At 71.8% G+C, this 13,816-nt stretch carries 14 protein-coding genes; 4 read left to right on the top strand and 10 right to left on the bottom strand.

The annotated features are described in order from the left end of the window. Positions 1 to 206: 206 nt before the first annotated feature. From OP04_RS23175 to OP04_RS23160, 4 genes are all read right to left on the bottom strand, one after another. A complete protein-coding gene (locus OP04_RS23175) occupies positions 207 to 851 on the bottom strand; it encodes a hypothetical protein (protein WP_033341864.1) in 645 nt (214 codons plus the stop codon). An 81-nt stretch (positions 852 to 932) separates the two neighbouring features. Then, positions 933 to 1,505, bottom strand: coding sequence for a DUF4291 domain-containing protein (locus OP04_RS23170; RefSeq protein WP_198153941.1), 573 nt, complete (start codon positions 1,503 to 1,505; stop codon positions 933 to 935). A 43-nt stretch (positions 1,506 to 1,548) separates the two neighbouring features. Then, the gene (locus OP04_RS23165; protein ID WP_033341862.1) at positions 1,549 to 2,052 is read right to left on the bottom strand and encodes a hypothetical protein; all 504 of its coding nucleotides are present in this window, start codon (positions 2,050 to 2,052) and stop codon (positions 1,549 to 1,551) included. A 53-nt stretch (positions 2,053 to 2,105) separates the two neighbouring features. Next, positions 2,106 to 2,894, bottom strand: coding sequence for a hypothetical protein (locus OP04_RS23160; RefSeq protein WP_033341861.1), 789 nt, complete (start codon positions 2,892 to 2,894; stop codon positions 2,106 to 2,108). Positions 2,895 to 3,050: 156 nt separating this feature from the next. Here OP04_RS23160 and OP04_RS23155 point away from each other — a divergent pair, with 156 nt between their 5' ends. After that, entirely contained in the window at positions 3,051 to 3,248 is a 198-nt protein-coding gene (locus OP04_RS23155; protein ID WP_033341860.1) for a hypothetical protein, read from the top strand. A 3-nt stretch (positions 3,249 to 3,251) separates the two neighbouring features. Here OP04_RS23155 and OP04_RS23150 read toward each other — a convergent pair whose 3' ends face one another. After that, entirely contained in the window at positions 3,252 to 4,673 is a 1,422-nt protein-coding gene (locus OP04_RS23150) for an amidase (RefSeq protein ID WP_033341859.1), read from the bottom strand. 96 nt (positions 4,674 to 4,769) lie between these two features. On the opposite strand from OP04_RS23150, the gene OP04_RS23145 reads away from it, so the two are divergent. Then, a complete protein-coding gene (locus OP04_RS23145) occupies positions 4,770 to 5,345 on the top strand; it encodes a helix-turn-helix domain-containing protein (RefSeq protein ID WP_033341858.1) in 576 nt (191 codons plus the stop codon). Between the two features lie 47 nt (positions 5,346 to 5,392). Then, positions 5,393 to 6,601, top strand: a complete 1,209-nt coding sequence (locus OP04_RS23140; RefSeq protein ID WP_085066701.1) for an MFS transporter — start codon at positions 5,393 to 5,395, stop codon at positions 6,599 to 6,601. 11 nt (positions 6,602 to 6,612) lie between these two features. Here OP04_RS23140 and OP04_RS23135 read toward each other — a convergent pair whose 3' ends face one another. Further along, a complete protein-coding gene (locus OP04_RS23135) occupies positions 6,613 to 7,509 on the bottom strand; it encodes a LysR family transcriptional regulator (RefSeq protein ID WP_033341857.1) in 897 nt (298 codons plus the stop codon). A 74-nt stretch (positions 7,510 to 7,583) separates the two neighbouring features. Here OP04_RS23135 and OP04_RS23130 point away from each other — a divergent pair, with 74 nt between their 5' ends. Beyond that, complete coding sequence (locus OP04_RS23130) at positions 7,584 to 8,369, top strand: aldo/keto reductase (RefSeq protein ID WP_033341856.1); 786 nt, start codon at positions 7,584 to 7,586, stop codon at positions 8,367 to 8,369. Here the strand turns inward: OP04_RS23130 and OP04_RS23125 are convergent. The 4 genes from OP04_RS23125 to OP04_RS23110 form a co-directional block, all read right to left on the bottom strand. After that, on the bottom strand, positions 8,350 to 8,865 hold the full coding sequence (locus OP04_RS23125; protein ID WP_033341855.1) for a 2'-5' RNA ligase family protein: 516 nt from the start codon (positions 8,863 to 8,865) through the stop codon (positions 8,350 to 8,352). The two genes, OP04_RS23130 and OP04_RS23125, sit on opposite strands and share 20 nt — an antisense overlap. A gap of 34 nt (positions 8,866 to 8,899) precedes the next feature. Continuing rightward, entirely contained in the window at positions 8,900 to 11,152 is a 2,253-nt protein-coding gene (locus OP04_RS23120) for a HelD family protein (RefSeq protein WP_033341854.1), read from the bottom strand. 203 nt (positions 11,153 to 11,355) lie between these two features. After that, on the bottom strand, positions 11,356 to 11,616 hold the full coding sequence (locus OP04_RS23115) for a CAP domain-containing protein (RefSeq protein ID WP_033341853.1): 261 nt from the start codon (positions 11,614 to 11,616) through the stop codon (positions 11,356 to 11,358). 423 nt (positions 11,617 to 12,039) lie between these two features. Continuing rightward, a complete protein-coding gene (locus tag OP04_RS23110; RefSeq protein ID WP_198153940.1) occupies positions 12,040 to 13,731 on the bottom strand; it encodes a RecQ family ATP-dependent DNA helicase in 1,692 nt (563 codons plus the stop codon). Positions 13,732 to 13,816 lie beyond the last annotated feature (85 nt).

The following is a 13,816-nucleotide window of genomic DNA, read 5'->3' as shown; positions in this document are numbered from 1 at the left end:
GCAGCCCCGTCGGCGCCGGTCGTCGCGGCGGGAACGCGAGCGGCGACGGGAGCCGCGTGCTCTTTCGTGACCAGCGGCGGAACCGGCTCCGACGCGAAGGGGAAAGCGGAGCGCCGGCGGAGTCTTTGCCCGAAGCGAGGTTTGCCCGCGGGAGCATGCGGACCGCAACCAGGCTGGAAGCGGGAACCTGAATTGGATCTTGAATTTCAGGCCGGGGCCGTGATGATCTTTTCCCAGCCCGGGGTGAAGCTGACACCGTATTGGAGCGGGGGCACGTCCGCGTCGGGGTAGGTGATGCCGAGGCGGCGCCAGAGGTCGACGAAGACCCAGGAGTCGGTGAGCGCGTATTCGTCGTCCGGGTGCGCGCGGCGTGCGTCGTCGTCGAGGTCTTCCGCGGCCAGCGGGGTCAGATAGTCCGAGATGTCGGACCGGTCGACGCGGAAGAGCGCGGCGACCGTGGCCGGGTCGGAGTGCCAGCGGTGGTCGGTGCCGGACTCCTCCTCGAAGTAGTCGGGGCGGGAGGTGAAGCGGTCACGTTCCTGTCCGGCGTCGAACGCGAGGTGGCTCCAGAAGTCGCCGTCGTAGGCGGAGACGCAGCTGGCGACCGTGCCGAGGCTGCGGCTGACGGACTGGGCCATCTCGACCGCGGCCTCGGCGCTGGTGCCGGGCCACATGACGACGGTCCAGCCGTCCAGCGGCTCGTAGACGTCCGCCTGGTCGGCGATCTTGCCGCCGCCCGGGGGCACGACGGCCGCGTCGACGCCGCGTTCGGCGGCGTACGCGACGACGAGCCGGGCAATCTCTCCCGCGTCGTCGTGCCGGAAGGCGCCGAGCTCCATGACCTCGCTCACGGTGGACCCCTCCGTCTCGGACTTCGCCCCATCGTATGGGGCGGTTCGTGGCGGCTAGGTCTGATTTCTGGGATTTGCCGGTTATGAGGCGTCGATCGCGGCGGCCACGTCCTCGGGCAGCGGGTACGGGCGTTCGCGCGCCACCCGTTCCGCCGCGCCGGCGGGGTTGGCCTGTGCCGTGACATCGGCGATGGCGGTGATCCACCGGTCCGTGTAGTGCGCGGAGGCGGCGCCGGAGAGCCCGACCTGCAGCGACCGGTACGGAAGCGGGTGCAGGCTCAGCGTCCGCTCCGGGTCCCACTGCACGCGCACGCTGCTGCGCTTCACCGCCCGGGACCAGTCGGCGCGGCTGGCGAACCGTCCCGGGCCGTAGTGGCTCAGCACGGCCGTGCGCAGCGCGTCCTCGAACGCGTCCCGGCGCACGTCGATCGCGAGCACGAACTCCTGGCCGGGCTTGCCCGCCCAGCCGGACCGGTACATCATCCAGCGGAACGACGGCTTGATCCACGTCATCCGGCCGGGGCGGAACGGCGGCACGAAACGACCGGCAGCCAGCGCGGGCAGCGCGATCTCCGGCGAGTAGGCCTGATAGACCGTGATGGTCTCGTCGGTGAAGGCCGCGCGGACCTGCCGGGCGGGGACGGTGTCGGACACCGCCCGATGATCCACCGTCCGGCCGGTCCGCGGCGACCGAATATCAGTCGTTGAAGATCGCGGCCAGTTCGTCGCGGAACTTGCGCTCGTCCTCGGTCACCACGTCGCCGCCGATGCCCAGGATCCCGCCGGACGGCGCGGCCGTGACGACCTGCTCCGCGATCGTGACGAGCCAATGGGTGTACGCCCCGGCCTGCCCCTCGTCGACCTTGTCGCGCAGCAGCGTGTGCGCCTCCCGCGCGCGGGACAGCACGTCCGCGATGTAGACCTCGGGGTCGCTCGGCGTGAGCGCGGGCAGCTCGTCGCCCGCGTCCGCGTCACCGACGCGCACGACCAGTTCCTTCGCGACCTCGGTGACGAGCCAGTTGCCGGACTCGCGCCCGGCCGAGATCGCCTCCAGCCCGGCCGCGTTCTCCTGCAGCGTGCGCTTGGCGCCGTCCGATTCGGCGGCCGACGCCGCGGTCAGCACCGCGTGCGGAAGGCCCACGAGGAGGCCCCACTCCTGGTCGGAGAACCCGAGCTGGCTGAATACCGGCTGCTCCGTCACGTGACACCTCTCGTTATCTCATGGTGGGAAAGTCTTGGAGGATCATGCCAGCCTTACCCCGGGCCGGTACGGCGGAACCCCGCCGCGATCAGCAGCACCGCGCCGAGCAGCGCCAGCGGCCGGGCACCGATGGTCATGTAGGGCCACCAGCCGGCCTCCGGCGGTATCCGGCGCAGCACCTGGCTCGCCACCGTCAGCAGGGTCGCAGGCAGGGCCAGCGTCGTGCCGAGCACGGCCAGCGCCGTGCCGGCCGGCCGGGACGACCACCGGATGCCGGTGATCCAGCCGATCAGCAGGCCGGTCAGCGCGCCCAGCACGACGAAGACGGTGGCCGGCAGCGGTTCGCTGCGGCGCAGGGTCAGTGCGAGATCGGCCGCCGGGTCCGGCGCGGCGAGGAGCGCACCGTCGCGCACCGGGGAGAGCGAGAGCACGACGTCGTTCCGGACCGCGTGCAGCTCACCGTCCGTGACCCGGCACTCCCAGCCGGTCGTCTCCAGCCGGCGTCGTACCTGGTCGAACGCGCTCCGATAGCTGTCGTTGGTCTCCAGGTCGAGCCGGGTGTAGCCGGCGTCGTAGTCCTGGCCGCCGAGCAGCAGGCGGGCCGGCGTGCCGTCCTCGGCGCCGTACCCGAAAACGTGGTTGACCCGCTCGGAGCCGATCACCCGCAGGTGCGGCGCGGCGTCGAAGGCCAGCACCTCCGCCTGGGTCTCGCCCGGCAGCGGTCCGGCGAGCCGCCAGCCCAGCCACGACCCGGCGGCGGCGCCCGCGGCCGCGAACGTGAGGGCGACCAGCACCGCGACGATGCCGCGGACACGACCGCCCGGCCGGAGAAGTGAGCGCATGAGACCCCTGAACGTAGTACCGTCCGCCGACGGTAGCCGAGACGGCAGGTGGCCGACCGCACGGGCCTGGCCGTCCACAGTGGCCTCGGGCGGTCCGGCTGGCTGTCACGATAGGTTGGCGTCGACAGCGGCACGGCGAGACGGGAGCGGTACCGAATGAGCGAGATCCACGAGTTCACGGCGGACGTGGACGGCGACGGCAAGGACGACTACGTGGTGGCGGAGCGGGCCGCGGACGGCAGCATCATCACGGCCGCGGATCTGGACGGCGACGGGATCTTCGACGTGGTGACGTACGACGAGGACGGGGACGGCGTGCCGGAGCGGTCCTGGGAGACGCGCACCAAGGAGTGAGCGCTACCCGATGAACAGTGACGGCCGGCGGTCCTTCCACGGGGCCGCCTCCTCCAGCTGGGCGGCCAGGCGCAGCAGCAGGTCCTCACGGCCGTAGCCGGCGGCGAGCTGCACCCCGATCGGCAGTCCGGCGCGGCTCTGGCCGAGGGGCAGGCTGATCGCCGGCGTGCCGGACGCGTTGAACGGCGCGGTGAACGGGCCGTAGGCGAAGAGCGTCCGCAGCCAGCCGCGCGCGTCGTGCGCCGGGTTGTCGTAGTCGAGCGTGCCGTGCGGCGCCGGCAGCTGCCCGAGCGTGGGCGTGACCAGCACGTCGTACCGGTGGGCGAAGAAGAGCCCGATCGGCCGCGCGACGCGGTGCTGGGCGTCCATCATGGTCAGCACGTCCATCGCGCTCGCGGCCTCGGCCTCCCGGAGGAACGCGCGCGAGACCGCCTCCAGCAGCGACGGGTCCGGGCGCCGCCCGCGGCCGCCGCGCAGCACTGCCAGGCCGGAGGCGATGCCGGACAGCATCATCGACTCGACCACGTCCTCCGGATCGATCTCCGGACGGGCGGTCTCGACCGCGTGCCCGAGCCATTCGAGCAGCGCGCCGACGGTTTCGGTGGCAGAGGCCACTTCGGGGTCCACGGGTACGCCGGACCAGGGCGCGACGGACAGCGCCACGCGCAGCCTCCCGGGGGTGGCCCGGGTCTCGTGCGCGAACGGTCGTACCGGCGGAGGGGCTTGGTGTTTCTCGCCGTGGTGGGGTGCGCTGACGGCGTCGAGCAGCGCCGCGGCGTCACGGACGGTGCGGGTCAGCGCGAACTCGTAGGTCTGCCCGAACGCCACCTCGCCGGTCGCCGGTCCGCAGGGCGTGCGCCCGCGGCTGGGCTTCAGGCCGACCAGCCCGCAGGCGGAGGCCGGCACCCGGATCGATCCCGCGCCGTCGTTCGCGTGCGCCATCGGCACCGCGCCGGCCGCCACCAGTGCGGCCGCGCCACCGCTGGAACCGCCCACGCCCCGGTCCGGCGCCCACGGGTTGCGGGTCGGGCCGTGCAGCACCGGCTCGGTGGAGAAGCTCAGCCCGAACTCCGGCGCGGTGGTCTGCCCGAGCGTGACCAGGCCGGCGGCGCGGAACCGGGCCATCAGCTCGTGGTCGGTCTCCGCGATCACGCCCCGGATCGCGCGGCTGCCCAGGTGGAACGCGGTACCGCGGGCGAACGGGCCGCTGTCCTTGATCAGGAACGGCACGCCGCCGAACGGGCCGTCCGGGTCGTGCACGAGCGCGGGCTCGTAGAGCGGGCCGGTGAGCGCGTGCAGGTCCGCGTGTGCCGCGGTCAGCGCGCGACGGGCCACGTCCTCGACCTCCTGGGCCTTGACCTGCCCGGACGCGATCAGCGCGCGGAGGCCGGTGGCGTCGTGGCTCGCGTACTCGTGCAGCTCCATCCGGTCAGCCTGGCGCTCCGGCGTCGTCGGCGCGAGCCGTTTTCCAATCCTAAAGACATGTTGCTAAAGATGTCTTTCTAAAGCATCCTCTAGGGTATGGCAGAGGAGAAGAGGAAGACGGTCCGGCTCGACGATCCGCAGGCGCTGCGGGCCTACGCGCACCCGCTGCGGCTCAGCCTGATCGGGATGCTGCGCCGCAACGGCCCGATGACCGCCACCCAGTGCGCGGCCGTGCTCAGCGAGAACGTGCCGAACTGCTCGTTCCACCTGCGGCAGCTCGCCAAGTACGGGCTGGCCGAGCGGGTTCCCGGCGCGGACGGGCGGGAGCGCCCCTGGCGCGCCACCGCGACCGACACGTCCTGGGGCGACGACTCCGACGACCCGGAGGTGCGCGCCGCCACCGACGCGCTCAACGCCGCGATCCTGGCGCAGTACGTGCGGCGGGCCGAGGCCTACCTCGCGGTCCGCGCCGAGGAGACACAGGAATGGCGGCGCGCGGCCGGCTTCGGCGACCGGATGATCTACGTGACCGCGGACGAGCTGATCTCGCTGGAGGAGCGCATCGAGGAACTGTTCGCGCCGTACGCGGACAGGGCCGCCCGCGCCGAGGGCTCCCGCGCCGTGACCGTGGTGCAGCTGTCCATCCCGACGCCCGAGACGGGTGCGCCGTGACCACCACCGTTGCTGCCCCGTCCGCGTGGTCGCTGCTGCGCGCACGGATGTTCCGCCACTACTGGTCCGCGCACGCGGTGTCGCTGGTCGGCGAGGAGATCACGCTCATCGCGCTGCCGCTGCTGGCCGTGCTCACGGTCGGCGCCGGGCCGGCCGAGATGGGCTACCTGACCGCGGCCTCGCTCATCCCGCACCTACTGTTCTCGCTGTTCGCGGGCGCGTGGGTGGACCGGCGGGCGATCAAGCGGCACATCATGATCGTCGCCGATCTGGGCCGGGCCACGCTGCTGGCGGCGGTGCCGGTGCTGGCGATCGCCGGCGCGCTGGAGCTGTGGCACCTCTACGTGATCGCGTTCGCGGCCGGCACGCTCACCGTCTTCTTCGACGTCGCGAACAGCAGCCTGTTCGCGTCCGTGGTCCGCCGCGAGGACTACATCGCGGCGAACTCGCTGGTCAACGGCGCCCGCGCGATGGCGTTCGTGGCCGGGCCGAGCGCCGGCGGCCTGCTGGTGCAGGTGCTCACCGCGCCGTTCGCGCTGATCGCGGACGCGGTGTCGTACCTGACGTCCGCGCTGCTGCTGTCCCGCATCCGGCCTGACGAGGGTGCAGCGGTGCCTCATGCCGAGGAACGGACCGGGGTGGCGAGCGGGCTGGTCTACATCGCACGGTCCGCGATCCTGCGGCCGATCCTGCTCGGCGTCACCGTGCTTAACCTGTTCAACTACGTGTTCCACGCGCTGTTCATCCTGTACGCGACGACCGCGCTCGGCCTCTCGCCGGGCGGGCTCGGCCTGCTGATCGGCCTCGCCTCCACCGGCGGCCTGCTCGGCGCGGCCGTCACCGGGTGGCTCACCCGGCGGTTCGGCGTCGGGCCGGTCGCGGTCGCCGGATACGTGCTGTTCCCGTTGCCGCTGGTGCTGATCCCGCTCGCGTCCGGTGGACAGCCGGTGATCGTGACGCTGGTGTTCGTGGCCGAGTTCCTGAGCGGCTTCGGCGTGATGCTGCTGGACATCGCGGTCGGGTCACTGCAGACCGCGGCCACGTCACAGCGGCGGCTCTCCCTGGTCAGCGGCGCGCGGCGGACGGTCAACTACGGGGTGCGGCCGATCGGGGCGCTGCTCGGCGGCCTGCTGGGGGAGACGATCGGCGTCCGCCCGACGCTGTGGATCGCCACGGTGGGCGCGGTGCTGGGCGCCCTCTTCGTGATCTTCTCGCCGATCCCGGGCATCCGGGAGCTGCCGGACCAGCCTGACTGAGGTCTCGCTGCTCAGGCGGCCCGGTCCGGCGGCACGCTCTCGGTGAGCGCGTCCAGGGCCGCCCAGACCGCCGGGCGCTGCGACGTCGTGGTCCGCCACAGCACGAACACCCGGCGGGCCGGCGCGGGAGAGACCGGCACCAGGCGCACACCGTCCGGGACCGGGCCGCGACCGAGTCGCGGCACCAGCGCCACGCCGAGGCCGGCCTCGACCAGCGCGAGCTGCGTGGAGTGCTCCGACGCGGTGTGCCGGACCGGGCGGCCGAGCGTCCGGACCAGCCAGTCGTGGCAGATCTGGCCGCTCGACCAGCCGATCCAGTCCTCGTCCGCCAGCGCGGCCGCCGGGATCGGGCCCGCGTCCCCGGCGCGCGGATGACCGACCGGCAGCGCCAGGTCGAACACGTCGTCGCACAGCGCCGCGCGCGACAGGTCGTCCGGCACGGTCAGCGGGTCCGTCGCCCAGTCCTGGACCACCGCGAGATCGGCGTCGCCGCGGCGCAGCGCCGGGATCGCCTCGTGCGGCTCCAACTCGGTCAGCGACGCGGTCAGCTCCGGGTGCGCGTCCGCGAGCGTCCGCAGCGCGCCCGGGAGCAGGCCGCGCGCGGCGGTGGCGAACGCGGCGATCGTCAGCGGCCCGGACACGGTGCCACGCTGCGCGGCCAGCCCCGCCTCCACCCGCTCCGCGTGGGCCAGCAACTCCGCCGCGGACGCGGCCAGCGCGGCTCCGGCCGGGGTCAGCCGGATGCCGCGTCCGTGCCGTTCGACCAGCGTGATCCCGGCCTCGCGCTCCAGACGGCCGAGCTGCTGGGAGACCGCGGACGTGGTGACGTGCAGTGTGCGGGCCGCGCCCACGACCGAGCCGGTGGTCGCGACCGCGCGGAGCACCCGGAGACGTTCCAGGTTCAACATCGTAGCGATGCTACGCGGTCAGGTGGACCAAGAGTCACTTGTCCTTAACTCTCGATGGAACCAGGCTGGACCGCATGGACCTCACCTTCGCCATCGGCGGCGACCTGCCGGTTCACCGGCTCGGCTTCGGCGCGATGCGGCTGACCGGCAACCGCGACCGGCTCGGCCACGACGAGGCGATCGCGATCGCGCGGCGGGCCGTCGAGCTGGGCGTGACGCTGATCGACACCGCCGACTCCTACGACCTCGGGGCGAACGAGGAGCTGCTGGCGGCGGCCCTCTATCCGTACCCTCCCGAGCTGGTCATCGCCACCAAGGGCGGTCAGGTGAACCTCGGCGCGGCCTGGATCCCGCTGGGCCGGCCGGAATACCTGCGCCAGCAGGCCGAGCTGAGCCTGCGGCGACTGCGCCGTGACCACCTCGACCTCTACCAGCTGCACCGGATCGACCCGCTGGTCCCGCTGGCCGACCAGATCGGCGCGCTGCTGCTGCTCCGCGAGCAGGGCAAGATCCGGCACATCGGCCTCTCCGAGGTGACCGTCGCACAGTTGACCGAGGCACGCGGCATCGCGCCGATCGCGGCCGTGCAGAACCGCTACAACGCCGCCGATCGCGCCGCCGACCCCGTGCTGGACCACTGCGCGCGCCACGGCATTGCGTTCCTGCCCTGGCTGCCGATCGCGCCCGCGGTCCGTCGACCGCCCACGGTGACGGTCCCCGGCGCCACGCCCGCCCAGGCCGCACTGGCCTGGCTGCTGACCCGCTCGCCGGTAGTGCTGCCGATCCCCGGCACGTCGTCCCTACGGCACCTGGAGGAGAACATGGGCGCCACCGGGTTCCTCAGCCCAGCCGGTGGTTGATGTCGTTCGCGTGGTCCGTGACCGCCGCGCCCGTGATCACCGCCTTCAGCGGAAGAACCTCGATGCAGCGGCGTACGGCGTGCGCCATCTGCGCGTTCGGCACGCGCATCGACACCGTGCAGTGCGGCACCCAGCGATCCGGCCGGTAGTGCTCCCACACCTCGACACCGGCCGCGGCCAGCCGCTCGTGCACGGCCCGGTGTACCGCCATCAGCTCCGCCGTCGGGGTGACTCCCAGCCAGAGCACCCGCCCGACGAACTGCCCGGAGAAGTCCATGCTGATCGTTAGGCCCACGCCGACCTCGAGGCCGTCCAGTGCCGCCGCCACCGCCTCCGGATCGAGCCGCGGTGCGGCCGCCAGCGACACGTGTGGCCGATGCCGGTTGCCCAGCAGCCCCGCCATCGTCGGCACCCCTTCCGCCTCCAGCGACCGCCACAGCGTCCTGATCCGCCGGGTCGCGTCCACATCCAGGTACAACTCGATCGCGGCAACCACGCGGACAACCGTAATGGATCAACGCTTTCCATCCTCAGGACCGTTCGAGTTCCAGCAGCTCCCGCATCCGGTCCAGGACGGCGGGCCAGAGCGCTGGGGCGAGATGCGACCGCATCTCCTCCGCCAGGTCACCCGCGAGGCTGTCGATGATCGTCTGCGTGGCGGGTCTCCGCACCGAGGGGCGGGTGCCGACCGGCTCGTGCACAGCACCGCGCGTCTGCGCCGGAAGCAGGGCGGCGGCGGGCGGGCGTTCCGAAGCGGCGGTCAGGCCCTCCGGAGCGGCGGCCGGGCGCTCCGGAGCGACCTCGCCGGGCAGCGGCAGGTGCGGTCCCGTCGCGATGATGTGCAGGTACCGGGTGGATCGGGTGAGCGCGACGTACAGCAGCCGGTGACCGCGCTCGTCCTCCTTGATGATCTCCTCCGGTTCGATGACCACGACCGTGTCGAACTCCAGCCCCTTGGCCTCGTGCGGCGTGACGACATTGATGCCGCGTCCGAGGTCTCCCCGCGCCGCAGAGTGCCACTGCACCTCCTGCCGTCGCAGCTCGTCCTCGAGATCCTCGCGGCACCGGGCCGGGCAGACGATCCCTACGGAACGGCCCTTGCCCGCGTGCACGGTGGCGGCCTGCACCGCAGACCCGGCCCGCTGCACCGCGTCGACGGAGAGCAGGACGGGTTCCGACGGTCCATTGCGCACGATCTCCGGGGCCGTGACCCCCGGTGCCGCCAGCGCCAGCAGACGGGCCGCGAGATCGAAGATCTGTTTCGGCACGCGGTAGCCGTACCGGAGCTCGTACACCTCCTGCGGCAGGTCCGACGGCAGGTGCGTGAGCACGTCGTCCCAGTCGTCACGAGCCCACGCGCCGGTGGACTGGGCGATGTCGCCGACGACCGTCATGGAGCCGGTGGCGGATCGGTGCGCCACGGAGCGCAGCTGCATGGGGGAGAGATCCTGGGCCTCGTCCACGACCACGTGGGCGAATTGGTCGTCGATGCCGTTGATCAGAAATTCCAGCTCGTCGAGCAGCGGCAGGTCTGCGTCGCTCCACGACTCGTCCGAGATCCGTTCCGCCGACCGGCGGTGCAACGCGCCGATCTCCCGTGCGGTGAACTCGTCGCCCGCGGCCGCCATCAGGCGCTCACGGGATCCGAAGAGATCGCGCAAGAGGGCCATCGGCGTGAACGTCGGCCAGATGCGCTCGACCATCGGGTCGGTCGCCGGGCGGGCCTGCTTCTGCGAGAGCAGCAGCAGGTCGGCCGCGTGGTCGGCCAGCAGATCGCGGAAGATCTTCCGGTGTTCGGCGAACGTGCCCATGCTCGACCGGGCGGCCGCGATCACCCGACGCAGATCCGCGTCCGTGAGGACCAGTACCTGGCCGGCGATCCTGACCTGCAGCGGGCGGTCGGAGGACGGCGGTCCGACGCGTGCGTAGAGCGCGCGGCGCAGCAGTCCCGCCATCCGCGCGTCCCCCTTCAGCCTCGTGGTCTCCGGCGCCTCCTCGCGACCCTGCTTGACCGGAGGATGCAGGTGCCCGATCGCCCGCTGCGCGACGCTGATGTCGCCCAGCGACGGAAGAACCGTCCGGGTATACCGGGTGAAGGCCGCCGTCGGCCCGACGATCAGGACATCAGCCGCTTCCAGCCGGTCCCGGCTGTTGTAGAGCAGCCAGGAGACCCGGTGCAGCGCGACTGCGGTCTTGCCGGTACCGGGACCGCCCTGGATGACCATCAGCTGCTCGAGCGGGGCCCGGATCAGATCGAACTGCGCGGCCTGAATGGTCCGGACGATGTCCTGCATCTCGCCGGTGCGGTCGCGTTCCAGATCGGTGAGCAACGCGTCGTCGAGCGCGTCGCCGGCCGTCAGCTTCGCGACCGAGGAGGCGAGCTCCGCGAAGATGAGGTCGCTGAGGTCGACGATCGTGTTGCGCTCGCAGGTGAAGGTCCGCTTGAGCCGGAGGCCGCGCGGGTCCGCGTGATTCGCCTCGTAGAACGCCGCGGCGGCAGGGGCCTTCCAGCCCACCACGAGAACGTTGCGCTGATCGTCCCGGATGCCGTGGTGGCCGACGTACAGAACCTCACCGGCCTCGGTGTCCATCCGCCCGAACGCCACCGGGTCGTCGGGCGTGCCGATCTGCTCGATCAGCCCCTGCACCTCGCGCCGGATTCGTACCGCGGCCCCGCTGTGCGCCGCAGCGGCCGGCGCCATGGTGAGCGCGACGCGCATACGCTCGCGTTCGGCGGCGGCGGTATCGAAGTACCGCTGCTCCAGCTGTCGTTCCGTCGACATCGCGCGCTCCCTCGGCCGGTCGCTCCCTGGATCTGTCGTAGAGCACCTGTCGCGCTCACGACATCCAACGAACGTGCCGGGCCGATCGTCGTACGGGCTGACCGGACGGTCAGAGGACTGGCGCGCGCGGAAACAGATCAAGGGATCGGCGTCCTTTCGGATGCCGATCCCTTGATCAACGGGGGGTGAGGGAGGTGTGTGGGTCAGCCGCCGAATTCCTGGGTCCAGTAGATGGTGCCCTTGGTGTCGCGGGCGACGCCGACGCCGATCTTGACGGCCTTGCAGTTCAGGATGTTCTTGCGGTGTCCCGGGCTGTTCATCCAGCCGGTCATGACGCCCTTGCTGTCGGCGTAACCCCAGGCGATGTTCTCGCCCACGGCCGGGGCGTAACCGGCGGACTTCACCCGCTGGGTGAACGTGGAGCCGTTACGGCCGGTGTGGGAGAAGTAGTCGAACTTCGCCATGTGGCGGTGGCGGTGCCACCGATCACGACAGCGGCGGCAACGACGGTCAGGGCGGCGGAACGAACCAGGTTACGCAAGATGTGTCGGCCTCTCGGTCGGCGCTGCTGTGCCGGTGTGGCTCAGCGTTACGCCAATCAAGTTCGGCCACCGCCCGCAAACCCTGACAGATCGACCGGGTGCTATGCGGTGAGTGCTCGGGTCCCACACGGTTGCCGCAGCCGGCGCTTGGAACGCCTCTTCGCCCCGGCGGCCCGCAGCGCGTGCTGCGGGCAGCTGAACGGGCGGGCGGGTTTTCGGTGACCAGCGGCGGCACCGGCAGGGAGGAGCGCCAGCGACGACCGGTGCCCGCGGGAGCATGCGGACCGCAACCACGCTGGAAGCGGGAACATGAATTGGATCTTGATCTGGTCTGTGGTGAGGGGGTCAGACCTCTTCGGGGACCAGGAGTTTCTGTTTGCTGACGACCTTGACGGAGAGGGTTTTGTAGCCGACGGAATCGAACAGTACGGTCATTTTGTCGTTTTCGTAGCCGAGGACGAGGCCGGGGCCCCACTCCTGGTGACGGACGGTGCTGTGGACGGGGAAGAGTTCCTCGGCGATCGGGATCTCCGAAACCGACGCCGACGCCGGGGTCGAGGAGGGGGCGGGGGAGACGGGGGCGTCGGCGGGGGGATTGAGGCAGTTGTCGCAGTGGCCGCAGGGGTCGGGGAGGTGTTCGCCGAAGTAGGCGAGGAGGATCTGGCCGCGGCAGGAGCGGGTCTGGGCGAACGCGCGCATCATGTCGATCCGGGAGCGCTGCACGGTCTGCTGGCGTTCGGACTCGGCGGCGGCCAGTTTCGCGGCCTTGGCGGCGGGTGGCGCGTAGTTCGGGGCCAGGACCTTGGTGGTGCCGATGGTGGCGACGGAGTCGACCTGTTCGAGCAGTGCGAGCAGCTGGCCGAGCTTGCGGGTGCCGAGGCCGGTCTTCTCGCGTAGTTCGGCCTTGGTGTGCGCGCCGGTCCGGAGCACGGCGGCGAGGTCGCGCAGCTCCTTCTCGTCGACGGCGCCGCCGGTGAAGTAGCGCTGGATGTTCTCGTCCTCGGCGCGCCAGAGCAGCAGCGCGCGGGCGGGGGCGCCGTCGCGGCCGGCCCGGCCGATCTCCTGAAAGTAGCTGTCGGGGGAGTCGGGGAGCGCGACGTGGGCGACCCAGCGGATGTTCGCCTTGTCGATGCCCATGCCGAACGCGCTGGTCGCGACCATGACCTGGATCTTGTCGGCGAGGAACTCCTCGTGACGCTCCTCGCGGGCGCCGCCGTTCATGCCGCCGTGGTAGAAACCGGCGGCGTAGCCGGCCTCGGTCAGGCGCTCGGCCAGTTCCTCGGCGGCGCGGCGGGTGGCGACGTAGACGATGCCCAGGCCCTCGTCCTCGTCGAGCAGCGCGGTCAGGCGCCGCCAGCGGTAGTTCTCGTCGGGGCAGTAGGCGACCTCGAGGAACAGGTTCGACCGGTCCAGCTCGGAGATCATCGGTGTGACGTCGCGCAGGCCGAGCCGCTTGATGATGTCCTCGCGGACCGGCGGGGACGCGGTCGCGGTCAGCGCCAGGATCGGCGGGCGGCCGATCGCGCGGATCAGGTGGCCGAGCGCGAGGAAGTCGGGGCGGAAGTCCGGGCCCCACGAGGAGATGCAGTGCGCCTCGTCGACCGCGACCAGCGCGGGGCGCAGCGACCGGATCTCCACCTGCATCGGCTCCGAGGCCAGCTGTTCCGGCGTGGTGAACAGGAACCGCGCCTCGCCGGACCGGATCGCGGCCAGCGCCTCCGCCTTCTGGTTCGGCGTCTCGGCGGAGCTGATCCGCACCGCGCGCAGCGCCGGGACGCCGCGGTCGTTGAGCGCGGCGATCTGGTCCTGCTGCAGCGCGAGCAGCGGGGAGATCACCACGGTCGGGCCGGGCAGCAGCGTGGCCGGGACCTGGTAGAGCGCGGACTTGCCGCCGCCGGTGGGCATGACGACCAGCGCGTCGCGCCGCTTCATCACGGTCTTCATCGGCGCGAGCTGACCGGGTCGCAGCGTCCGCCAGCCGAAGTGTTTCCGGGCGGCGCGCTTTATGCGTGTGGAGAGCAGGGAGAGAGTGATCATGAGGCGGCCATTGTCCCCGTCCGGTCGGCCCACGTCGATGCAGCGGGGGCGTGTGGCGGGTGATTTTCCCGGATTCGAGAGGCGA

Origin of the sequence: Catenuloplanes japonicus, from assembly GCF_000717135.1 — a bacterium.
GTDB lineage: Bacteria > Actinomycetota > Actinomycetes > Mycobacteriales > Micromonosporaceae > Catenuloplanes > Catenuloplanes japonicus.
Note: the sequence above shows the minus strand (reverse complement) of the source record. Positions and strands in the feature narration are given on the sequence as shown.